This window comes from Leucobacter rhizosphaerae (genome assembly GCF_022919175.1).
In the GTDB taxonomy this organism is placed as follows: Bacteria; Actinomycetota; Actinomycetes; order Actinomycetales; family Microbacteriaceae; genus Leucobacter; species Leucobacter rhizosphaerae.
Window position 1 is genome coordinate 1,303,565 of the sequence record NZ_CP095043.1, and the last position, 21,872, is coordinate 1,325,436.

Consider the following 21,872-nt stretch of genomic DNA (forward strand, 5'->3'; position numbering starts at 1 on the left):
AGGGGTCGTCTCGCGAGGCGTCTGCCCTGCGACTGGTTACTGATGTGCACTATGGTCTCCTCGTTCTCTCCATACAACGACAGGGTGTTCTGGAAGCAGATCCCCCCGCCAGGGGCCTGCATCCTTTCGGATCTGCGTGCGCGAGGGCGCGTGCAGACGAATGTCCCTTCACATGTAAAGACCGCATCCGGGCGTGGAGTGTTACAGGGTTTTGGAATATTCGTCAGAAATCTTTGCCCGCACTGGGTGCACGTCGTCGTGCGCGGGAGGCTCGTCATCGGATGATCCCCTGCTAGTCCCGGAGTATCCAATTCGGGGTGGTGTCATCTGGCGAGACCTTGGGTTCGCTCTCGGGAAGTTCCGGCGCCCCCTTACCCGTGGAGTCGGGGTCTGGGGTGGTGCCGGTGGTGGGGGTGGTCTCGCCTGGTTCCGCAGTAATGGGCGGAGTGCTTCCCGGCACATCGGGTTCACTGCCGGGGGTGTTGGTGGTTTCGGTGCCGGCGGTCGGGGTGGTGGGGGTGCCGGTGGCGTCTTTCGGGAACAGAGTGAACGCGCCCGCGATCAGGAGCGCGATCCCTGCGGCAAGTCCCACCCATCCGGCGATCTTGCTCCCGCTCACGGTTCCCGCCGCCTGCCCGGCTTCCGTGGATGGCTGCGGGTGGGTGACCGCTGACGCGGCAGGCGCATCACCACCAGCGAACGCTGCTGCCCCGGCGACTCCGCTGCCGGCAATGATGGGGCCGGCCCAGGCGCGCAGCTGCTGCCCGAGATCCCGCAACCTCGACACCTGCCCCGTGCACTCCGTGCACTCGGGCAGGTGCTGTTCTACTTTGGCGGTGTCGCGCTTCCCGAGCTCGCCGCGCACATGCTCGCCCAGGAGGCGGGCAGTGTCCGCGCAATCGGGGTCACGGGTCTCGACGTACTGCTGCAGGTAGGCGGCGGCGAGCTTCTTCCGGCCCCGGTGCGCGATCACCCGCACCGCACCCGCCTGCACCCCCAGATACTCCGACGCAGCCTCAGCCGTAACCCCCTCGACGTCCAGCAGCCACAACACCCGACGCGCATCCTCCGCAAGCATCCCGAACGCACGCCCGATCTGATCCCGCTCCCCGAGGAACTCAACTGCGGGTTCTTCGGGTTCGTCGAAAAGCTCCGCAAGGACATCCGGGGCGACAGTGACCGTGCCGGCGTCTGTCTGGCAGGTGCGGATCGCTTCGCTGCGAAGCGAGATCAGCACGTACCCGAGCACCGAGTCCGTCGGACCTTTCCCGTTCGACAGTGCCCGCAGCACCCGCACGAAGGTCTCCGACACGAGGTCTTCGGCTTTGCCACGGTCACGCGTCATCAGGAGGGCCTGCGAGAATGCCGCATCCTGATGCCGGGCATACAACTCCCCGAACGCCGCACGACCCATTTCAGTGTCGGCGCCGGCACGCACCAGATCACACAACGCCCGATCATCCAGTGCCTGCACGTCGGGGCGGGGCGAAGGGGCTGGATCCGGAAGACGCAGTACGGCATCGCTCATCGTCCCTGCACCTCCCCGGATCCTCAGACATCCCCACCGCGCCTGTAGTTGATCAGCAGATCCCCGAGATTCCGCCGATTCTGCTCTGATGATAACCCGAAGCTGAGAATCTCCAGGGCGGAGAAAGGGGTGAAGATACACGCGCCCAGCATCCTCCGAGGCCCGGAGAACCGCGTCATTCAGGACAAACACGACCCTACGAACACCGGATGTCTGGTAAACGCGCATCTTTGCGGTGTTGGCCGGAGATGGGCTGCACGCTCCGGGCGAGCGGGGTCGGAGTCTGGTGTACACGCATGGTGCGTCTGGCGGGCACCCGTCTGCGCTGGTGAAGCTCGCGGCCGTACTTGCTGCGGTGATAGGCCGGGAGTATCTGGTCGGGTTCAGCGTCGAGCCTGACGGACCCGCGATACTCGCGCGCGCCCGCCTCACGATACTGGTTCGGCGTCTCCCGGCGCACCTCACAGGTGAACGGGGGCTTCCTGCTGCACGCATCCCCCGCAGGACGGGAGGAGACGACAGCATGGCAGGAGAGACTCGACACGGCAGTGCACGTGCGGCGCGTGAGGCGAAGCTCGACGAGGTGCGCGAACAACTCAGTGCTCAGGTTGAGGAGCTCGTCACCGGTGAGGACTGGAAGCAGGCGCTGGCGTTCGCGGCAAGGTTCCGGTCCCGCAGCGTGAACAACTCGTGGCTGATCTTCGCCCAGCACCAGGCCGCCTGGGAAGTCGGCCGCGTGCCCGACCCGATGCCGACCTATGTGGCCGGGTTCCGGCAGTGGGAACGGCTCGGACGCCGGGTCGAGAAGGGCCAGAAGGGGTACGCGATCCTCGCCCCGGTCACCGGGAAGTTCGCCTCGAGAACCCCTGACGATCCGGTGTCGTGGCGGAAGCTCGCCCCGAAGGAGCGGCCGGAGCCGGGCGAGGTGGTCAGGTCGCGGATGATCGGGACGAAAGTCGCCTACGTCTTCGATATCTCCCAGACCGATGGCCCGGACGTACCTCTCCCGCCTTCGCCGCAGCTTCTCGAAGGCGAGACACCGGCGGGGCTCCGGGATGGTCTGATCCGCCAGGTGACCGAGGCCGGGTTCCAGTTTCTGCCGGTCCCGCACGAGGGCATGTTCCGCGGAGCGAACGGCCTTACGAACTTCGACACTCGGCAGGTGGCGGTGCGAACGAACATGGACGATGCCGCCCAGGTGAAGACCCTCGTCCACGAGCTCGCGCACGTGAAGATGCACGGCCCCGACCATGAGGAGGCCCGGCAGCATCGCGGGATCGGCGAAGTCGAAGCCGAGTCGGTTGCGCTCATGGTCGGGGCGGCGCACGGCATGGACACGAGCACCTACACGGTTCCGTACGTGTCGGGGTGGGCGATGGCCGCCGACGGGAAGAATCCCGTCCAGATCGTGCAGGGCACCGCGGAGCGGGTGCGGAAAATCGCGGTGGAGATCCTAGATCGCCTCGACACTTTGCAGATCGGCGATGGCACACCGCCTGGTCTCACCCGAGACGACCCCGCACGCGCGGCCGAGCCGCAGGCATCCCGGAGGCAGCCGGCACGGTCGTCAGCAAGGAAGCCAGTGCCTCAGCCGCGGTCTTCCGGCTCTGCGTCTCTGTTGCGGGGTCTGTGATGGACGCCGGACGCCTCCTCGCCCCGGTCGCCGGGATGACACTCGCGGATGCCGCCGCGCACTACGCAGGCCTCGGCGTGCCGGTGTTCCCGTGTGTGCCTCATGAGAAGCGGCCGCTCGTCGCTCACGGGTTCAAGGACTCCAGCACCGATCCCGCGCAGGTCGCGCAGTGGTGGGGGCGGTGGCCGGAGGCGAACATCGGCATCCCGACCGGCCCCATCTCGGGGTTTGAGGTCGTCGACGTCGACGTGAAGGGCGACCCTCCACGTGGCCCCGAGTCGTGGCAGCACGCCACCGAGGCGGGCCTGCTCGATGGGTGGGCGGCGCAGGTCGTCACCCCGTCCGGTGGCTTGCACGCCTACTACCCGGCAGCAGACGTCGAGCAGCGCTCCTGGGCTTCGGGTGCGACGCAGATCGACTTCCGCGGCACCGCCGGCTACGTCGTCGCCCCGCCCTCAAGAATCCTCATCGACGGCGAGATAGCCGCCTATCAGCTCCTCGACCTCGCCACCGGCGACGTGCAGCCCGTCAACGCGGGCGCGCTGCGGGAGCTCCTGGACCCGAAGCCACCTCGGATGTCGTGGAAGGGGCGCCGGTTTGGCGGGACCGTGGAACAGCGCGCACAGCGGATCGCGGCGTGGCTGGAAGGGCAGGGAGAGGGCGAACGGAACCAAGGCCTGTTCTGGGCGTCGTGCCGCCTCGCAGACAACGGGGCCTCCCTGGCGGAGACGTTCGCGGCGCTGGGCCCGGTCGCGGAAGGGATCGGCCTGCCGCCGCGGGAGATCGAGCGCACGATCCGCTCCGCCTACCGCATGCCAAGACCCACCCCACCCGCATCCGCATCCGCATCCGCGAACAGCGCGTCGCGCCCGGTCGCGCAGCATGCTCCGGCCGACCGAGGGCGAGTGCTCGCGTGAACCAGAAGAGGGAGCGCAGGGGTGGCCGGCTGGCGGTGGGGACGGCGGTGGCAGGCACGGTGCTAATCGCATGCGGAGCGTTCTGGCTGAGTTTCACCGCGCTGGCCGATCTCGCCCGCCGCTCCGGGATCGAGGAGGGGCAGGCGTGGGCGTGGCCGCTGATCGTGGACGGCATCATCGTCGTCGCGACCGTCGCCGTCGTCGCCCTCGCCGGCACCCGCACCTCCTGGTATCCGTGGCTACTCCTCATTTGCGGAGCCGCCCTCTCGGTGACCGCGAACTCCATCCACGCGATCGTCGCCGCCGACACGGACGTGCCAGCGGTTCTGGCCGCCTCGGTCGCGGCGGTGCCGCCGCTTGTGCTGCTCGCTATCACCCACCTCACCGTGGTCCTCACCCGGCACCAGGCCGAACACGACCCTGAGAACGCTGGTGACGAAGTCGCGGAGTTGCCCGCCGAGGGCGTGGAGGTGCCGGGCAGGCCGGTGCCGGTCGCGTCGCTGGAACCGGCGCCTCGAGCGCCGGTGCTCGCCGCGGCGCCGATGACCGATGCGGTACCCGGCCCCGGAGAGAGCGATCCGCCGATGCCTGAGTACGGGCGGGGTGGGTGGTCGCGGCGTGAGGTGGCGGAGGTGCTGCGGTCGGGCGGCTGGTCGAACAAGAAGATCGCCCGCTACCTCGACGTGCACCCCTCGACCGTCGGCCGCTGGCTCCCGCACGCCAGTGCCACGCCGGGCACCGATACCCAGCAACCGATTTCGGAAGTGCCGACGACCGACGCAGCAGCGGTGCCGGTTGCAGACGACCCCAGAGACGAGGAGGGTCCTCCATGAACCCCGAACACGACCCCGATGTGGCGGAGGCGGCACGGTCTCGCCTGCATCCCGCGCTCGCTGCGGCGATGAACGCCGAACGGACTCCGCCGGGCGGGCTTGAGCAGGCGGAGGCCGAGCGGGCGATGCTCGCCGCACATCGCGACCCCTCCCTGACCAGGCGCACCGAACGCGACCGCACGGGGACCGATTCCGCTGAGCCGGGACCGGAGCAGGCTGAGGCGGAGCAGCGGACGCAGATCCGGTGGGTTCGGCCGACCGAGCTGGCGATGCGGGGCGGCGCCCGCGCGACCGGGTGGGGGCTCGCTCTGCGGGCCGAGCTCGCCCAGCGCCTCCGCTACGCCCGCGCACAACACCGCGCCGCCGAGCAGGGCGACAGACCCTCGCGGTTGCCCGATCTGTCGATCCGGGGCCGCAGGAACCAGGCACGACCGGAGCCTGCACGTTCGGGAATGGGACTGAGGTGATCCGCAGTGCACGAGTTCACGTCTCCGTTTGCGCGGGACCTCCCCGGCCCGATGCACCCAGAGTGCACCTGCCCCACAGGAGGTGCCCAGAGCATGAAGAGAACCAGCAACAGAAGAACCCCTGCCGGGCAGCCCGAAACGGGCGCACGGCGGGGGTTCGAGCATTCCGAGGGGCTGCGCGCCCTGCTGATCCGGTTGCACGAGGAGGGTCGGTGGTCGTGGCGGTACGACCCCGAAGTGGAAGCGCTCATGCGACATGCCGCGGACAAGTATGCGGCGCTCGCTCGCCGGCATGGCCTGGACCCGTGGGAGGCCGCGGCTGCCGCGTTCGATGCGATGCGCACCGGCGCCGTCCGGCGCGCCGAAGACCCCTGGGCAGTGATCACCCGGGCGGTGAAGGTCACCTGCATCGCCGAGGAACGCGCGAACGGGCTCTTGTGCTCGGTGCATCAGGCGAGACGGCCGAAGTTCTCGGTCTTCCACGACGCGGAACGCTTCTCGGACCGCGAGAACCCCCTCACCGACTACCACCCCGCCTTCCACACCACCGCCCCGGACGAATCGGACGACGATGAGGAGGCCGTCGCGCGGGTGGGGGCGGCGGTCGCGGATGCGGTGCTGCTGTTCCATCTGCTCGGTTGGCCTTCAGAGACTGCGCAGTCGGGCATCGAGCTGGTCGTGACGAGGCTCACGGAATCCAACTCGCGCTCTCAGGCGTTCGAGTCGCTCCGCCGCGACTACCACGCCCGCGCCTTGCTCGATCTCCCGGTGAGGTCGTGGCTGTCGATGCTGCGGCTCCTCCTCGGCACCCCGGACCCAGCTCTCGCACACACGCGGGCCGCCCGCGGTCTCCTGCACCGGCTCCTCTCGGGCGAACCTGTCCTCGCGCTCCTCGCAGACGACGCCGTCGCTACCGGCATCGTCCTCGCCGCCCCGAATGTGGGAGGCACCGATGTCTGCGAGTAGCCCTGGGCACATCGAGCTGAAACGCGCCCTCGATTCCATCCTCGTCGGGCAGCGGCATCGCACCGACCTGGGCGACATCGCGGCGCTGGCGGAGTCCATCCGGGCGGAGGGCCTGTTGCAGCCGATCACCGTCACTCCGGACGGGGCGCTCGTGTGCGGGCGCCGCCGGCTCGAAGCGTTGCGCCTCCTCGGGCACCGTTCCACGAACGTGTGGGTGCGGTCGAATCTCTCAGGCCGTCTCTCCCAGCTCCTCGCGGAGCAGAACGACAACGCCCTGCACAAGCCCCTCTCCCTGATCGAAGCCGAATCCCTCTACCGCGAGCTCAAAGTGGTGCTCGCCGAAGACGCCGCCCGCCGGCAGGCCGCCACACGGTTCGGTGCCGAGGGCGGAAGGCCCCAGGATCCTGCGGGAGTCCACGGTGCTGCCGAATCGGCGGCACCGGAACCGGCGGGTGATGCGCGTGCCCAGGCGGCCAGGATGGTGACGGGCCGGAAGTCGTACTCGATGCTCGAAGAAGTCGGCCGGCTTAAGGACCTCGCCAGCGACGAACGCAGGCCCGCGCACATCCGGGCGCAGGCCGCGGAGGAGGTCGCCCGGATCGAGGCCGGCGGGAAAGTGCACGGCGCGCACCTGCGCATGAACACCGCCCTCTCGCTCCACGAACTCGACCAGATCGCCGCCGACCCCGCCCAGCCGGAACTGGTACGGACGCAAGCCGCCGCCTCCGCCGAGGAAGTGCGGGCCGCAGCCACACGGGAAGCACGGACGACGGAGCTCGCACAACTCGCGACCAAGGCGATCGCCCGCATCACCGCCGATGGCCGCAAGAAGGGCAAGAAGCCAGTACGGCCGGCGGAGCGTCCGAAGCTGACGCTCGTGGTGCTGCCGCCGCGCGCGTTCGTCGCGCTCTGGGCCGACATGGACGGCTGGACCCAGAAATACGACGCCACGACCCTCGCTGCAGAACTGACTGTGGCGGAGTGGGAGCGAGCCGAAGCGGTGCTGGCCGAGACTGTCGCGTTTTTCGCCCTCATCCGCGCCGCACGCGAGAACGCTGCGGCGGGCGGCGCTGAGGCGCACGCCGTCTGACCCCACCGCTCCGCCACGACGCATCAGCGGCGGGGCCAGAGGTGTGCACCTTCTGGGTACCGAACTCGCCCGTTCGCCGGAAGGAACCCAGTATGCGCCAGACCACCGACCCGGAGCAGGCGTCGCGGCGCCTCCGTATCACTCTCATCGTCGGCGGCCTCGTCCTCGCCCTGCTCCTCGGCATCGGCATCTACGGCCTGCTGCGCGGCCCCGCCCCCGAACCGTCGCCAGGCCCCCGTGTCGCGTCGTCCGGCACGCCTGGTGCTGAGCGGGAGCTCTCGCCGCGCGAGCTCCCGGCTATCGCGGATGCGGAGCGGTTCGCACGTGACGTGGCAGTGGGGCTGTTCGCGTGGGATACCAGCCTCGGCTACGGCACGCACGAATACATGCAGGCGATCGTCGATATCGCGGACCCGGACGAGGCGCCGGGCCTTGCCGCAGACCTCCGCGCCTATTTCCCAGACGAAGACGCGTGGGCCGAACTGGGCCACTATGCGACCCGGCAATGGCTCGCCATCGACTCGATCGCCGTGCCCGAGAGCTGGGCGGGCATCGTCTCAGACGCCCGCCCCGGCTCGCTCCCGCCGGGGGCGACCGCGTACACGGTCACGGGCACCCGGCACCGAGCTGGCGTCTGGGAAGGACGGGACGTCACGGACGCGCGTCCGGTGTCGTTCACGATCTTCGCCGCTTGCCAGGACGGCGAGGACTGCCGGCTGCTGCGGCTCTCCGCCCTCGACACCCCACTCCGATAAGAGGGGCTTGTCCATGGTGAAGAAGCTGCTCGTCGTCCTGCTGGCGCTACTCTGCATCGGCCCCTCGACCGCGCTCATCGGCTTGGGTGCGTTCATGGGGCCGGCAGGGTTCTGCCCCGCGGACTCGCTGACGGTCGGCCCGATCCCCGACCAACTCACCGCGACCACCGCCGACGGCACGCAGGTGGTACTCGAGAAGCGGCAGCTCACCCACGCGGCGACCATCATCACCACCGGGGCGAGCATCCCAGGCGTCGGCCAGGCGGGTGTGCGTGTCGCGCTCATGGCGGCGCTCACCGAGTCCCGGCTGCGGATGCTCGCCAATACCGGCGCCTACCCCGAATCCGGGAGCTTCCCGAACGACGGCGACGCCGCAGACCACGACAGCCTGGGGCTGTTCCAGATGCGGCCCGCCGCCGGGTGGGGCACGGTCGCCAAGCTCATGAACCCGGAGTACCAGAGCAAGGCGTTCTACGGCGGTGAGCAGGGCCCGAACTTTCCCTCGCCGCGAGGCCTGCTCGACATTCCCGGCTGGCAGCAGATGGACCCAGGCAGCGCGGCACAGGCCGTCGAAGTATCGGCGTTTCCGGATCGGTACCGGAACTGGCAGCCAGTCGCCGACGCGATCCTCACCGCCCTCACCACGCCCGCCCCCAGCGGCGGAACCGGTGGCGGGGTGGTGCCGGAGACCAGCCGTGTCGGGTTCCCGCTGCCCGAGGGCTCGTACACGAGCACGGATAGCTTCGGGTGGCGCATCGACCCCTTCACCGGAGAGAGCGAGTTCCACTCCGGCTCCGATCTCGCCGCCGCCGACGGCACCCCGATCTACGCAGTCGCCGACGGCCGCGTAGCCGTCGGAGAGTTCAGCGCCGGATGGGGCGGTCTCATCGTCATCGAACACTCCGTCGGCGGAGCCCGCGTCGCGTCCTATTACGCGCACATGTGGCAGGACGGCATCTACGTCACCAACGGCGAGACGGTCGCGGCCGGGCAGCACATCGGCGATGTCGGCTCCTCCGGCCGCTCCACCGGCCCCCACCTGCATGTCGAGATCCGCCCTGGCGGGCAGGGGCAGCCCCCGGTGAACGCCGTCGAGTGGCTGGCGCAGCACGGCGCGGTCCCGAGTGACGGTACGACGGGCGCCGCCGGATGCCGCGCGAACGTGGGAGGTGGTGCCCGGTGAACGTGTTTCCCGACTTCGGCGCCGTCGGCGCATCCGGGGAGTTCGCGTCGGTGATCGGCGCGCTCCTCACCTACGTCCTCATCGGCGCCGTGCTCACCCTCCTCATCTCCGCGACCATCTGGACCATCGCCGCCCACACCGGCAACCCCTACACGGCGCAGAAGGCCCGCATCGGCGTGCTCGTCGCCCTCGGCACCGCAGCCCTCGCCGGAGCCGGCATCGCCTGGGCCAACTTCCTCCTCACCATCGGCGACTCGCTGTGACCCCCGTGCAAGCATGAGGGAACGGTTTTCTAGAACGGCAGCGTGGTCGCCGATGGGTCGGGCGAGTCTGCTTCGGGCTCAGGCTCCGTATCGTGTTGCCAGTCGCTCTTGATCGCGATGATGAGTTCGCGGTCAGCTCCGTGCGTCGCGATTACTTCTCTGAACGCCTCAGATCGTGCGCCTGCCGTTCCGACGAATCCACGTGAGATGAGTTGCGCGAAGGGACCACGCCCAAGATATTTCGTGTTTTGATAGGTGACCCGGAACCCTCCGCGTGGTCCGACCTTGAACGTCGAATCAGTCATCGCAAGCCGCATCCAGTCGGCCGGAACATACATGCCTTTGAGTGTCTGTCCGTCGAGCTTGCGACCGGCATCCCCGCGCACGAACTTGAACCAAAACGGAGTGTCGAACGCGCGCCAGTCGGCCGCTTTCTTCGGGATTTCGCTCCCCTTGGGCATGAGGTCGAGTTGTTTTTCGATCTCTCCCTTGCGGCGATAGACCCACTCGTGGGTGCCATCGCTGCTCTCGGCTCTTTCGAGTCTCTTGTACTGGACGAAGGTGAAGGCGTCGTGAACCTGATCCCAGTAGAGGAGATCGACGCCGAGTTCTTCCTCGATGGGCTTCTTGTTCACTGACATGACCAAGAGCTTTCGCCGACCCGTTCGATCTTCAAAGACTGTGAGGCTTGCCGCTCGTTGGTTGGCGATGAGCTTGCCGTCGAAGCGCTGAAGATCGAGCGGCAGCAGTTCTTCCTCTAGGTCCCTCTCGTAGCCAGCATTCAGTACCGTGTCGAGAAGCGTCTCCATGTCCGCAGAGCTCGGAGGTTCGCTGAACGCGTCTGCTGGCAATGGAATATCCGCTACCTGCGCAGCAAGCTGGACCGCATCTCGCGCCTCCACTCTCGCCTGCTGAACCTCATCATCGAAGACGCGCGGCTCCCTGAACACGGAATCGAGCCAAGGACCGACGGAGGGATCAGTCTCGCTGAGAAGATCCAGGAGAGCACTGGCGGTTGGGCTATCGATCCGTCGGGCGTAGAAGTGCTGCGGCAGCGGCACCACGGCCCCCTGATCGCGCAGTGCTCCAAGTTCGACAGGAGAGCCCAGGCGGAGGATTGGCGATAGGGTCGCGCGCAGTGTTCCACTCGCGATGCCAGCGACACCACGTGTGATTGCAAGGCCGATCAAATACTCGCCGCTGCCGAGCTCTTCATCGCCTTCACGAACGATGAGGCAGAGAGAGCCAACAACTGGAGCAGACGCCTTGTCAAAAGCTTCGCTGATCTTTTCGACGCTCAGATAGCTAACCCGGTTCGCACCCTTCGCATGCACAACGTATGTCGCCAGAGGCATCTTTGTCCCGGTTTTTCGCGCCATCTTTCCATGTTATGCGAGCCCTCGGTGCGCCGCGGGAACGTGTGCGCACCTCACTGGCAAGTCCGGCGAGCGCCGGCCTGTCAGCAGAAGGAGTTCCCAGTGATCGATATCGACCCGAACAGCAACGGGCTTCCGGGGATCGCGCAGCTGCGCGACATCGTCGGCGCGGTGATGACCGTCGGCCTCATCCTCAGCGTGCTGGCGCTCATCGTTTCCGCGATCGTCTGGGGCTTCGGCGCGAACAGCAGCAACCCGCACCTCGCGAGCCGGGGGAAGACCGGGGTGCTGGTGTCGTGCGGGGCGGCGGTGCTGTGCGGGGCGGCGGTGACGCTCATCAACTTCTTCTGGACCGTCGGCCAGGCCGTCAACTAGCCGGGTGGTGGTTCAGGGTGAGTATCTGCGACATCCCCGGCGTCTCCACCGTCTGCACCGCGATCGGCGAGGGCCCCGCCGGCCTCTTCTTCGGGTGGATCGCCTCCGCGATGGGACTCGCCGTATCCACTCTGTTCCAGGGCATGTGGGACGTGTTCTCCACCACCACCTCGGTCGACGTCACCAGCGACGGATACGTGAAGGTCTACAACATCCTGTTCGGCATCGCCGTGTTCGTGACCCTCCTGTTCTTCTGCTTCCAGCTCATCACCGGGCTCGCCCGCCGCGACCCGTCCGCGCTCACCCGCGCCGCCCTCGGGGTCGCGAAATCGGTGCTCGGCTCGTTTGTGCTCATCACCTGCACCGCGCTGCTGCTCGAAATCACCGATCAGCTCTGCGTCGGCATCATCCAGGCCACCGGGCAGACGATCGAGAGCATGGGCGACCGGCTCGCGCTCCTCATCACCGCGGTCACCATCACCTCGGTTGCTGGCGGTGCGGGGGCGCTGCTGACGATCTTCCTCGCCGGGCTCATGATCGCCGCGATCTTCATCCTCTGGTTCAGTCTCCTCATCCGCAAGGCCTTGCTGCTGGTCGCGATCGTGTTCGGCCCGGTCGCGCTCGCCGGCCTCACCTGGGAAGCGTCCCGAGGCTGGTTCGGGAAGTGGGCGACCTTCGTAGTCGCCTTGATCGCGTCGAAGCTCGTGATCGTGGTGATCTTACTCATCGCCACCACCCAGGTCGCCGCCCCCATCAGCCTCGACCTGAAATCCCTGTCCGAACCCATCGCCGGGATCGTGCTGCTGTTCGTCGCTGCGTTCGCCCCGTACATGGCGTACAAGTTCCTGAGCTTTGTGGGTTTCGACATGTATCAGGCGTCCTCGATGGAGCAGGAGGCGAAGAACGCCCTCAACCGGCCCGTCCCGCTCCCGTCGAAGCCAAACGGCCCCGCCCCGAAGCAAGTCCTCGACAATGGCGACGCCCCCGCGACCGCACCGAAGACCACCCCCACGCAGGCACCGGCACCTGCGGCGCCCGCGGCAGGCAGCGGCGCCGCAGGTGCCGGTGGCGGCGGAGCTGCAGCCGGTGCCGGAGGTGGCGGAGCTGCGGCCGGCGGTGCCGCAGCGGCCGGGCCGGCGGCAGCCGTTGTCGGAGCAGCGATCGTCGTGAAAGAGACCGCGACCGCAGGCCCCAAGCTCGGCGGCGCGATCGGCGACGCCGCCGACGGGCACGCGGGTAGTGCGTCTGAGCCGGCTGCTCCGCCGCCTGGGCCGCCGGTGCAGCAGCCGCCCGCGGTGCTCCCGCCGCCCTCGCCGCCAAGGACCGATCCGCCCGCCCCGACCGGGAAGCAGTAACCCATGAGAGCGAACACCTCCGAGCCGTTCGAGCTGCGGCCGGTGCAGTTCTCCCGCCTCACCAAGCGCGGCCTGCTCCTCGGCCTCTCCCTGCCACAGCTGATCGTCCTCGCCTGCGCGCTCGGCATCGTCGTCACGGGCCTCTACACCGGCGGCGGCCAGGGTCTTGCCTGGTCGTCGCCGGCGTGGGCGCCGCTGGTTGTGATTGCGTGGGTGCCCGTCGGCGGGCGGAAGCTGATCGAGTGGGCGCCGATCGTCACCCGCTGGCTCCTCCGCACCCGCGCGAAGCAAACCCAGTATCGGCGCAGGGTGGTGAAACCGCGCCCTGCGGGCACGCTCGCGCTCCCCGGCGACCTCGCCGCGCTCCGGGAATGGGTAGACCCCGAATCGGGGGCGGCGATGATCCACGACCCGCACGCCCAGACCCTCACCGTCGTGTGCGGGTTGGCGCATCCCGCGTTCGTGCTCCTCGACCCTGGCGAGCAGCAACGCCGCGTCACCGGGTGGGGGCGCGTCCTGGCCGCCGCGTGCCGGTCCGGGAGGATCGCCCGTATCCAGGTGCAAGAGCGCACCCTGCCAGATTCCGGGTCGGGGCTGACCGAATGGTGGCGCGAACACGGAAGCGACGACGGCTCCTGGGCGGCGAACACCTATCGGGAGCTCATCGAACGGGCAGGCCCCGCCGGGGAACGCCACGCCACCACCGTGTCGCTCTCACTCGACATGCGCCAAGCTGCCCGGCAGATCCGTTCCGCGGGCGGCGGCATGAAAGGGGCGGCTGTGGTGCTCGGGCAGGAGATGCAGTCGTTCGAGACCGCGCTGCGCTCCGCCGAATTGCAGATGACGGGATGGCTCACCCCGGGGGATGTCGCCCTGATCCTCCGCACCGCCTACGACCCCGCCGCCGGCCCCGCACTGGAACGCCACGGCGCCCTCGGCCGGGAGCTCGCGACCGCGGGCCCGGTCGCGGTGAACGAGTCCTGGGACCGGCTGCGCTCCGACAGCGCGCACCACGCGGTGCTGTGGATCAGCGAATGGCCGAGGGCCCAGACCTTCCCCGGCTTCCTCGCCCCGCTCGTGCTGACGGGAGGGGTTCTGCGCTCTTTGTCGCTGCACTACCTTCCGGTGCGGGCGGATCAGGCGGCCAGGGATTTGCGGCGGAAGAAGACGGAGATGGTCGCCGACGCCGCCCAGCGCCGGAAGATCGGCCAGGTCGAAGACACCCAGGCCACCGCCGAATACGGCGACGTGCTGCAACAAGAGAGCGAGCTGACGGCCGGGCACGGGGTGCTCCGCGTCGTCGGCCTCGTCTCCGTCTCCGCCCCAACCAATGGGGAACTCGATGCGGCGGTGTCGCAGATCGAGCAGGCCGCGATCCAGGCGTCCTGCGAAACCCGGCGCCTGGTCGGCCAGCAGGCGCAGGCCTTCACCGCGGCCGCGCTCCCGCTCTGCCGCCCCATCTGACACCAGCGGCGAACCATCGCACACCTGGCAATGAACCCTTCACGATTGGAGCCCCGGCCATGCCTACCTTCACCGACCCCGTCCCAGACGCCACGGAAACCTACGAGGCGATGCGGGCGCTCGCGCACGCCAGCCGCACCTTCGAGCAGCCGGAGGACATGTACGGGGTGCTCGGCGACCTCCTCGGCAGCGTCCGCTCCCTCGAACAAGTCCTCACCCAGATCGCCACCGCCCACGAGAGCTCGCGCAACCGCGCCGCCGACGACGCCGGCGACCGGGCCGCGGGCGTCCGCGACGCGCTCGCGACCGCCGGGGAACTCCGACAGGCGGCGGCACTCATCGGTGAGGCGGAACGACGCCTCGACGCGGCATCCGCGGCAGCGGGCCGGATCGCCTGGCACCCCGCCCCAGAGCTGCAGGCGGATGCGGGGCGGGTCATCAACGTGGTCTTCCTGCAAGGCGGCGAAGCCGACCGGCTCCTCGACCTCATCGACCAGGGCGGCGCCGACGCGGCGATCCAGGAACTCGCGGGCTATGACTCCGGCGACGAGACCGTGGATGCCGCGCTCGAGAACGGGTACGTCTACGACACGCCACCGCAAGGGCCCCTCGATCGCACCGTGCAGTTGGACGCCTACACGCTGGTCTACAACCAGGATCACCGGCACCTCGGCCTCTACCGCCCCGCAGATGCCCTCCCGTCCCCGGTGCTCCTCGGCCTCGAAGACCCCCGCCACGCCGCCACCACTACCGAATCGCCGTCGTCTGCGACCGCCGCCCCGTCTGGGGTACGGGCGGGACCGATCCTCGCGCGCGAGGCCGCGCGGGAGCAGTCGCGGCGAGACCGCCTCGGCACTCCGAACATCCACCGTCAGCAGCCCGGCACGCAGGCCGGGCTGAGGCTTGGCCGATGAGCGACGACACCGACCCGGGACGCCTGCACACGTCGGTGCTGGTCGGCCCCGAAGGAGAACTCCGACGGCACCGGAAAGCCCGCGCCCAGGCCGCCGCCCGCATCCACGCCGAAGCCCGCGCCGAAACCGTCGCGAAGGCGCGGGCGGAGGCGGCCGCAGCACGCGAAGCTCGGCGTGCCACTCGCTATCTGCCGCGTGCCGGGGAGGACGGGGCGTCGGCGTTGCGCACCCCGGGCGGGTTCCGGCTCCCACGCCACCAGGACACCTCGGCCACGCTCTCAGGGCACTATCCGTTCCTTGCCGAAGGCGGCCTCGGCTCCGCCGGCACTTTCATTGGTCAAGACCTCTACTCTGGAGGGTCGTTCGTGTACGACCCGTGGGAGTTATACCGGCAGGGCGTCATCACCGCACCGAACTTGATTTTGGCTGGGATCGTCGGCTCCGGGAAGTCGTCGCTCGCGAAAGCGCTCTACACGAGGGCGCTCCCGTTCGGGCGGCGCGTCTACGTCCCCGGCGACCCCAAAGGCGAGCACACTCCTGTCGCCCGCGCCGTCGGGGGCCGCGCGATCGTCCTTGGCCCCTCGCTCCCGACCCGCTTGAACCCGCTCGATGAGGGATACCGGGCCGCGGGTATCCCGGACGCCGACTGGGCGGCACAGATCACCGCGCGTCGCCGCGAACTCATCGGCGCGCTCGCGGAAACCGTGCTCGACCGTCGGCTCTCCCCGGTCGAGCACACGGCGATCGATATCGCCCTCGCAGACGCGGTCAGATTGGCGGAGGTGCCGATCCTCCCGATGGTCGTCGACCGCATCCTCACTCCCTCACCGGCGGACGATCCCGACCGACGGCTCGCAGAAGACGGGCGGATGCTCGGGCACGCGCTCCGAAGACTGGTCGCAGGCGACCTCAGCGGCTTGTTCGATGGCCCGTCGACGGAGAGGTTCGACCCTACATTGCCGATGCTCTCCCTCGACCTGTCCCGCGTCTCCGAGAACAGCGCCCTGCTCGCCGTGCTCATGACCTGCTCTGCGGCGTGGATGGAATCCGCCCTCCAAGACCCCTCCGGCGGGCAGCGCTTCGTCGTCTACGACGAAGCCTGGCGCCTCATGTCCTACCCGTCGCTTCTTGCACGCATGGACGCGCAGTGGCGACTCGCCCGCCACTACGGCATCAGCAACCTGCTCATCTTCCACAAGCTCACCGACTTGGAGAACGTCGGCGACCAAGGCTCCCGAATGCGAGCACTCGCGTCCTCGCTGCTCGCGAACGCCGACACCAGGATCGTGTACCGGCAAGAATCCGATCAGCTCGGCGTCACCGCGCAGACCCTCGGACTCACCGGCACCGAACGATCCCTCCTCCCAGGCCTCGGCATCGGACAAGGACTCTGGAAGATCAAAGACCGCAGCTTCGTCGTGCAAGCGCAACTCCACCCGGCTGAGTTGGAACTCTTCGACACCCGCGCCCGGATGCTCTAGAAAACCTAGAAGTTCGCGTGAATATTGACGGTTCTGATGGGAACTTCAACCCTCATCCCATCGTAAGGGCTGGTGAGGGTTGATGTTCGAGGAACTTCGCTGGGCACCGCGCCGCGCGGCCCTCGGCGGGGCTGTCGCTTACTGCTTCGCGAGGTGGCGCACGGCGGCGAGCAGCGGCCCTGGCGTGGGCGCGTAGTAGGCCCAGCGTCCGCGTTGCTCGCGGGTGACGAGGCCGGCGTCGACGAGGAGCTTCATGTGGTGGGAGACGGTCGGCTGTGACAGGCCCACGGGGTCGGTGAGGTCGCACACGCACATCTCGCCGGACTCGGAGGCGATGATCAGGGAGAACAGCTTGACCCGTGCCGGGTCGCCGAGGGCTTTGAAGACGCGGGCGAGGTCGGCCGCGTGCTCGTCGCCGATGGGCTGGACGCCGGGCGCGCAGCAGGCGACGGTGGGCGCGTCGGCGATGGTCTGGCTGCTGGTCATAGTTCTATCCTGCCTGACGTATTGACATTTGTCGATGTGTCGCGGGAGTCTTGACGTATTGATGTTTGTCGATATGTGGAGGTTGTGATGGAACTGCCCGTGGTCGTGATCGGGGCTGGCCCGCAGGGGCTCGCCGCTGGTGCGCATCTGTTGGAGCGCGGGATCGAGCCTGTGATCCTCGAAGCCGGAGATACTGCTGCGGCGGCGGTGGCGGAGTGGGGGCATGTGCGCTTGTTCTCTCCGTGGTCGGAGCTAATCGACCCGGCAGCGGAGCGCCTGCTCGCCTCGTCGGGGTGGGTCGCGCCGGTTGCGGGGTATCCGACGGGCGGTGAGTGGATCGACGCTTACCTCGCCCCGCTCGCGGCGGCGCTCGGCAACCGCGTGCGCAGAGGCACCCGCGTGATCGGGGTCGCGCGCAAGGGTCGTGACCTCTCGGTCGACGCTGGGCGCGAGGAGCAGCCGTTCGTCGTGCTCACCCGCGACACCGACGGGAACGAGGCACGAGTGGAGGCGTGTGCGGTGATCGACGCTTCCGGCACCTGGACGACCCCCTCGCCCGCTGGGGCGTCCGGGCTCCCCGCGCTCGGCGAGCAGACCGCTGTTACTGCCGGTTTCGTGACGCATCGCATCCCCGACGCGACCGAGGTGCAGGGGCTTGCCGGGCGGCATGTCGTGGTGGTCGGGAACGGGCATTCGGCGGCGACCGCGATCATCCAGCTCGCCGAGACCGTGCGGGAGCATCCGGGCACCAGGGTGTCGTGGCTGCTGCGGCGCGGCAGCGTCGGGAACACATTCGGTGGTGGGGCGGCTGATGAGCTGGCGGAGCGCGGGGCGCTCGGGCAGCGAGCGAAGCAGGCCGTCGATGAGGGCCTGGTGACGCTCACGACGGGGTTCCGCACCGACGCCTTCACCCTCACCGCCGACAAACGCGTGGTCGTTGCGGCGGAGGATGGGCGGGTGCTCGATCCGGCGGATCGGGTGTTCGTACTGACGGGGTTCCGGCCCGATCTGTCGTTCCTGTCGGAGATCCGAATCGAACTGGACTACCGCCTCCAAGCACCCGTTCAGGTTGCAGGCGAGGTCGACCCGAATATCCATTCCTGCGGCTCGGTGCGTGCAACCGGGGCTGCGGAGCTCGCGCACCCGGAGCCGGGGTTCTTCATCGTGGGCGCGAAGTCCTACGGGCGTGCGCCGACGTTCCTCGCGATGACCGGGTACGAACAGGTGCGCTCCATCGCAGCCGAGCTCGCAGGCGACCACGAGGCAGCCGCCCGCATGGAACTCGCCTTGCCGGATACGGGCGTGTGCGGCGGGTCGGGCCTCTTCGATACTCCGGAGCCCGCGGCGGGCGGCTGCTGCGTCGGCCCGCAACTGGTCACCCTCGGCACCGCCCCCGGCCGGGAAAACTGAGCCGAGCGAGCGGGAGGGCGGGACCCTGTGATCGGTTCCCGCCCTCCCGTGGTCTGCGCGAGTCCTAGCGGATGAGTGCGGTGATGAGGGCTTCGACGCGGGTCTTGATCTCGTCGCGGATCGGGCGCACCGCCTCGATGCCCTGGCCTGCGGGGTCGGCGAGTTTCCAGTCCTCGTAGCGTTTGCCGGGGAAGAACGGGCAGGCATCCCCGCACCCCATAGTCACCACCGCATCCGACGCCTGCACCGCTTCGGCTGTGAGGACTTTCGGTTGCTCGGCGGTAATGTCGATGCCGACCTCGCGCATGGCCTCGACCGCGACGGGGTTGATCTGGTCGGCGGGCATCGACCCGGCCGAGCGCACCTCGATCCGGTCGCCGGCGAGGTGGCGGAGCCAGCCGGCGGCCATCTGGGAGCGGCCCGCGTTGTGCACGCAGACGAACAGCACGGACGGTTTCTGCATGGTCATGATCTGCTTGCTCTCTGTCGGTGGTTCAGTCGGTGAGGAGGGTGCTGAGGAGTTCGCGTACGCGGGTGTCGATGTCGTCGCGGATGGTTGCGACGCCCTCGGTTGAGGCGAGGGCGGGGTCGCCGACGGCCCAGTCTTCGTAGCGGACGCCGGGGATGATCGGGCAGACATCCCCGCACCCCATCGTCACGACCACATCGGCGGCGCGCACGGCGTCGTCGGTGAGGGGCTTCGGGAACGCCGCGTCTGCTTCTTGTTCGCCCTCGATCTCGGTGATGAGCGATCGCACGTGCGGGTGCACGTCGGCTGCGGGGGTGGAGCCGCCGGAGCGGGCGATGACCTTGCCTGCGGCGTGCTGGTTGACGAGGGCGGCGGCGAGTTGGGAGCGGCCGGCGTTCTGCACGCACACGAACAGCACCTGCGGCACCCCGTCCTGACGGTCGCGCGTGAGGTCGGCAAGGCGCTGCCTCGCGAAGCGCTCGGTGAGCGGGATCATGTGCTGGGTGAGTTTCGCCGACCGCACGAGCCCCGCATAGGACTCGCGCACGATCGCGACCACGAGATCACGGTTCAGGCCGGTCAGTTCGTCGGCGAGTTCTTCGGCGAGGCGGGTCACGCGGCCGTCCATCGTGCGCAGCGCCTCCGCACGAGCGGCCGTGTCGTCCTCAGCAGCATCGAGAGTCGCGGCGGGGGCGAATGCGTCCAGTAGCGCAGTCACCGCGCCGCGGCGGGCGGGGGCGATGCGGTAGTAGACCCAGGTGCCGCGCCGCTCCGAGATGAGCATCCCGGTCTCTTTGAGCACTTTCAGGTGGTGCGAGATGGTCGGCTGCGAAACCTCGGCGAGGTCCGTGAGGTCGCAGACGCAGCATTCGCCGCGGGGGTCGGTCGCGATCGCGGACAGCATCCTGAGCCGCAACGGATCGGCCAGCGACTTCAATGCGCCCGCGACGGTCGTGGCCGCTTCGCTGCCGATGGCGTGAGTCGCGGTCGGGGCGCAGGGGTCGGTGTCGAGTGTGGTGGTCATGATGCGGCTCCTTGGTAGGGGTCGGTGTGGAACCAGGCGCGGGCGGCCCAGAGCGAGACGTAAACGAGACCTACGAGCACGGGCACTTCGATCAGCGGGCCGACCACGCCTGCGAGGGCCTGCCCGGAGGTTGCGCCGAACGTGCCGATCGCGACGGCGATCGCGAGCTCGAAGTTGTTCCCTGCCGCCGTGAACGCGAGCGTCGTCGAACGGGCGTACCCGAGCCCGAGGCTCTTCCCGAGCAAGAGCCCCGCGAACCACATGAGCACGAAGTAGATCAGCAACGGGAGTGCGATCCGGGCGACGTCGAGCGGGTGGTTGGCGATCTGGTCGCCTTGCAGGGCGAACAGCAGCACGATCGTGAACAGCAGCCCATACAGCGCCCACGGGCCAACCTTGGGGATGAACTGCTCCTCGTACCAGTCGCGGCCCTTGCGTTTCTCGCCGATCCAGCGGGATGCGAACCCAGCGACCAGGGGCACGCCGAGGAAGATGAGCACGTTGAGGGCGATCTGCCCCATCGACACTTCAAGGCCCTGCGTGTCGAGGCCGAGCCAGCCAGGGAGCACGGTGAGGTAGAACCAGCCCAGCACCGAGAACATCACGACCTGGAACACCGAGTTGATCGCCACGAGCACGGCGGTCGCTTCGCGGTCGCCGCATGCGAGGTCGTTCCAGATCACGACCATTGCGATGCAGCGGGCGAGGCCCACGATGATGAGGCCCGTGCGGTACTCGGGGAGGTCAGGAAGGAACAGCCAGGCGAGGGCGAACATGACAGCCGGGCCGACCAGCCAGTTCAGCACCAGTGAGGACACGAGCAGCCGCTTGTCGCCGGTGACGGCGGCGACTTTGTCGTAGCGCACCTTCGCGAGCACCGGATACATCATCACCAACAGGCCCAGCGCGATCGGCACCGAGATGCCGCCCACTTCCATGCGGGCGAGCAGATCGGAGACGCCCGGAATGAACCGGCCGAGCAGCAGACCTGCGACCATCGTGATCCCGATCCAGGCGGGTAGCCACCGATCCAGCGTCGAGAGCCTCCGCATCGCGGGCTCTGCTTCTCTCACCTCTTGCTTCGACATGCTTCTATATTGACGTTTATCTAAACAGCGTGCAAGCCGGCTCCGGGGTGCCTGGGGAGCGTTCACTTGATGTTCGCCTTCGGCGGAGCCGGAAGCCCGTGCAAGATGCAGGTCGAAAGCGACGCGTTCGCTGGCGGCTTCCTTGCCCTTCGACGCTGGCGACATCGAGCTGGAAGTCATGCCGCCGCACCGGCATGGGGTCGACGTTCATCGAGAGCGACCAAGCATCGGCCTTGTTGATGCGCCTTCCCTGTGAGTGACGGTGCTTCATTCGGTCACAGAAGGCACTGATAGCGGGCAGCTTCTAGCGGAAATAGGTCTGTGGAACACCGCGCCCCTACGAGACCTTCAACCCATAGAAACAAACCTAGAAGTATGTCCGGGCGGGTCTTTAGCCGGTTGTGCGGACGTTCTTTGCGAGGGTCTTAAAGCGGGTGCCGTCGGTTTGCAGCACGGTGATCGTGACGGCGCCGGTCTTGCTGGTGTTGGCATCTTGCACGACACCGGATTTGCCGGAGTGGGTGCCCGCGATGACCTCGCAGTGCTGCCCGTTCTCGACGGGTTCCCTGCCCTCGCTCATGCATCCATTATCCCGGGTGGCCCAGCGTCCGGCGAGGCGGTTTCCCCCTTCGGGACGATGCGCACCTGAGTGGAACGGTGAATCGCGAGGGTGCTCCGCCCGTGGGGCGAAGAGCGCAGGAACTCGAAACGGAGACGGGAACCCGGCGAGAGCCCGTCGCCTCCTGTGGAGGCGGGGCGCACCTGGCTGTTGGCTGCCGTCAATCCTGGCGGCGG

General features: G+C 68.5%; 22 protein-coding genes. 15 read left to right on the forward strand and 7 right to left on the reverse strand.

Annotated features, from left to right (window positions below; all coding sequences use genetic code 11):
- Positions 1-292: 292 nt before the first annotated feature.
- Positions 293-1,669 carry a sigma-70 family RNA polymerase sigma factor gene (locus MUN76_RS05980; RefSeq protein ID WP_244688034.1) on the reverse strand — a complete coding sequence of 459 codons (1,377 nt, stop codon included), beginning with the start codon at positions 1,667-1,669 and terminating at the stop codon, positions 293-295.
- Between the two features lie 382 nt (positions 1,670-2,051).
- Between MUN76_RS05980 and MUN76_RS05985 the strand changes: the two genes are divergently transcribed.
- The 9 genes from MUN76_RS05985 (at position 2,052) to MUN76_RS06025 (ending at position 9,635) form a co-directional block, all read left to right on the forward strand.
- Positions 2,052-3,161 carry an ArdC-like ssDNA-binding domain-containing protein gene (locus tag MUN76_RS05985; RefSeq protein ID WP_244688678.1) on the forward strand — a complete coding sequence of 370 codons (1,110 nt, stop codon included), beginning with the start codon at positions 2,052-2,054 and terminating at the stop codon, positions 3,159-3,161.
- Positions 3,161-4,078: a bifunctional DNA primase/polymerase gene (locus tag MUN76_RS05990; RefSeq protein ID WP_244688036.1), complete on the forward strand. Its 918-nt coding sequence runs from the start codon at positions 3,161-3,163 to the stop codon at positions 4,076-4,078. Before MUN76_RS05985 ends, MUN76_RS05990 begins: the two co-directional genes overlap by 1 nt.
- Before the next feature lie 35 nt (positions 4,079-4,113).
- On the forward strand, positions 4,114-4,911 hold the full coding sequence (locus MUN76_RS05995) for a DUF2637 domain-containing protein (RefSeq protein ID WP_244688680.1): 798 nt from the start codon (positions 4,114-4,116) through the stop codon (positions 4,909-4,911).
- On the forward strand, positions 4,908-5,378 hold the full coding sequence (locus MUN76_RS06000) for a hypothetical protein (RefSeq protein ID WP_244688038.1): 471 nt from the start codon (positions 4,908-4,910) through the stop codon (positions 5,376-5,378). Before MUN76_RS05995 ends, MUN76_RS06000 begins: the two co-directional genes overlap by 4 nt.
- 93 nt (positions 5,379-5,471) lie before the next feature.
- Entirely contained in the window at positions 5,472-6,344 is an 873-nt protein-coding gene (locus MUN76_RS06005; RefSeq protein WP_244688039.1) for a hypothetical protein, read from the forward strand.
- A complete protein-coding gene (locus MUN76_RS06010; RefSeq protein ID WP_244688041.1) occupies positions 6,331-7,434 on the forward strand; it encodes a ParB N-terminal domain-containing protein in 1,104 nt (367 codons plus the stop codon). The genes MUN76_RS06005 and MUN76_RS06010 overlap by 14 nt, the downstream gene beginning before the upstream one ends.
- Positions 7,435-7,526: 92 nt before the next feature.
- The gene (locus MUN76_RS06015) at positions 7,527-8,189 is read left to right on the forward strand and encodes a hypothetical protein (RefSeq protein ID WP_244688043.1); all 663 of its coding nucleotides are present in this window, start codon (positions 7,527-7,529) and stop codon (positions 8,187-8,189) included.
- Between the two features lie 13 nt (positions 8,190-8,202).
- Positions 8,203-9,372: a M23 family metallopeptidase gene (locus MUN76_RS06020; RefSeq protein ID WP_244688044.1), complete on the forward strand. Its 1,170-nt coding sequence runs from the start codon at positions 8,203-8,205 to the stop codon at positions 9,370-9,372.
- Positions 9,369-9,635 carry a DUF6112 family protein gene (locus MUN76_RS06025; RefSeq protein ID WP_244688046.1) on the forward strand — a complete coding sequence of 89 codons (267 nt, stop codon included), beginning with the start codon at positions 9,369-9,371 and terminating at the stop codon, positions 9,633-9,635. Before MUN76_RS06020 ends, MUN76_RS06025 begins: the two co-directional genes overlap by 4 nt.
- A gap of 29 nt (positions 9,636-9,664) precedes the next feature.
- On the opposite strand, the gene MUN76_RS06030 is transcribed toward MUN76_RS06025, so the two are convergent.
- Positions 9,665-11,014, reverse strand: a complete 1,350-nt coding sequence (locus MUN76_RS06030; protein WP_244688048.1) for a hypothetical protein — start codon at positions 11,012-11,014, stop codon at positions 9,665-9,667.
- A 99-nt stretch (positions 11,015-11,113) separates the two neighbouring features.
- Between MUN76_RS06030 and MUN76_RS06035 the strand changes: the two genes are divergently transcribed.
- The 5 genes from MUN76_RS06035 to MUN76_RS06055 are packed head-to-tail and all read left to right on the forward strand — an operon-like array spanning position 11,114 to position 16,600.
- On the forward strand, positions 11,114-11,386 hold the full coding sequence (locus tag MUN76_RS06035) for a DUF6112 family protein (RefSeq protein ID WP_053385960.1): 273 nt from the start codon (positions 11,114-11,116) through the stop codon (positions 11,384-11,386).
- A 17-nt stretch (positions 11,387-11,403) separates the two neighbouring features.
- Positions 11,404-12,741, forward strand: coding sequence for a TrbL/VirB6 family protein (locus MUN76_RS06040; protein ID WP_244688050.1), 1,338 nt, complete (start codon positions 11,404-11,406; stop codon positions 12,739-12,741).
- 3 nt (positions 12,742-12,744) lie between these two features.
- Positions 12,745-14,205: an SCO6880 family protein gene (locus MUN76_RS06045; RefSeq protein WP_244688052.1), complete on the forward strand. Its 1,461-nt coding sequence runs from the start codon at positions 12,745-12,747 to the stop codon at positions 14,203-14,205.
- Between the two features lie 59 nt (positions 14,206-14,264).
- Positions 14,265-15,119, forward strand: a complete 855-nt coding sequence (locus MUN76_RS06050) for a hypothetical protein (protein ID WP_244688054.1) — start codon at positions 14,265-14,267, stop codon at positions 15,117-15,119.
- Positions 15,116-16,600: an ATP-binding protein gene (locus MUN76_RS06055; protein ID WP_244688055.1), complete on the forward strand. Its 1,485-nt coding sequence runs from the start codon at positions 15,116-15,118 to the stop codon at positions 16,598-16,600. Before MUN76_RS06050 ends, MUN76_RS06055 begins: the two co-directional genes overlap by 4 nt.
- 138 nt (positions 16,601-16,738) lie before the next feature.
- Here MUN76_RS06055 and MUN76_RS06060 read toward each other — a convergent pair whose 3' ends face one another.
- The gene (locus MUN76_RS06060) at positions 16,739-17,086 is read right to left on the reverse strand and encodes an ArsR/SmtB family transcription factor (protein WP_244688057.1); all 348 of its coding nucleotides are present in this window, start codon (positions 17,084-17,086) and stop codon (positions 16,739-16,741) included.
- Positions 17,087-17,173: 87 nt separating this feature from the next.
- Between MUN76_RS06060 and MUN76_RS06065 the strand changes: the two genes are divergently transcribed.
- Positions 17,174-18,496, forward strand: a complete 1,323-nt coding sequence (locus MUN76_RS06065) for an NAD(P)-binding domain-containing protein (protein WP_244688059.1) — start codon at positions 17,174-17,176, stop codon at positions 18,494-18,496.
- Between the two features lie 64 nt (positions 18,497-18,560).
- Here MUN76_RS06065 and MUN76_RS06070 read toward each other — a convergent pair whose 3' ends face one another.
- The 4 genes from MUN76_RS06070 to MUN76_RS06085 form a co-directional block, all read right to left on the reverse strand.
- Positions 18,561-18,965: an arsenate reductase ArsC gene (locus MUN76_RS06070; RefSeq protein ID WP_244688061.1), complete on the reverse strand. Its 405-nt coding sequence runs from the start codon at positions 18,963-18,965 to the stop codon at positions 18,561-18,563.
- A gap of 25 nt (positions 18,966-18,990) precedes the next feature.
- Positions 18,991-19,989: a metalloregulator ArsR/SmtB family transcription factor gene (locus MUN76_RS06075; RefSeq protein ID WP_244688063.1), complete on the reverse strand. Its 999-nt coding sequence runs from the start codon at positions 19,987-19,989 to the stop codon at positions 18,991-18,993.
- Positions 19,986-21,077: an ACR3 family arsenite efflux transporter gene (arsB, locus tag MUN76_RS06080; RefSeq protein WP_283248134.1), complete on the reverse strand. Its 1,092-nt coding sequence runs from the start codon at positions 21,075-21,077 to the stop codon at positions 19,986-19,988. Before arsB ends, MUN76_RS06075 begins: the two co-directional genes overlap by 4 nt.
- Before the next feature lie 391 nt (positions 21,078-21,468).
- The gene (locus MUN76_RS06085; protein ID WP_244688065.1) at positions 21,469-21,657 is read right to left on the reverse strand and encodes a KOW motif-containing protein; all 189 of its coding nucleotides are present in this window, start codon (positions 21,655-21,657) and stop codon (positions 21,469-21,471) included.
- Between the last annotated feature and the right edge of the window lie 215 nt (positions 21,658-21,872).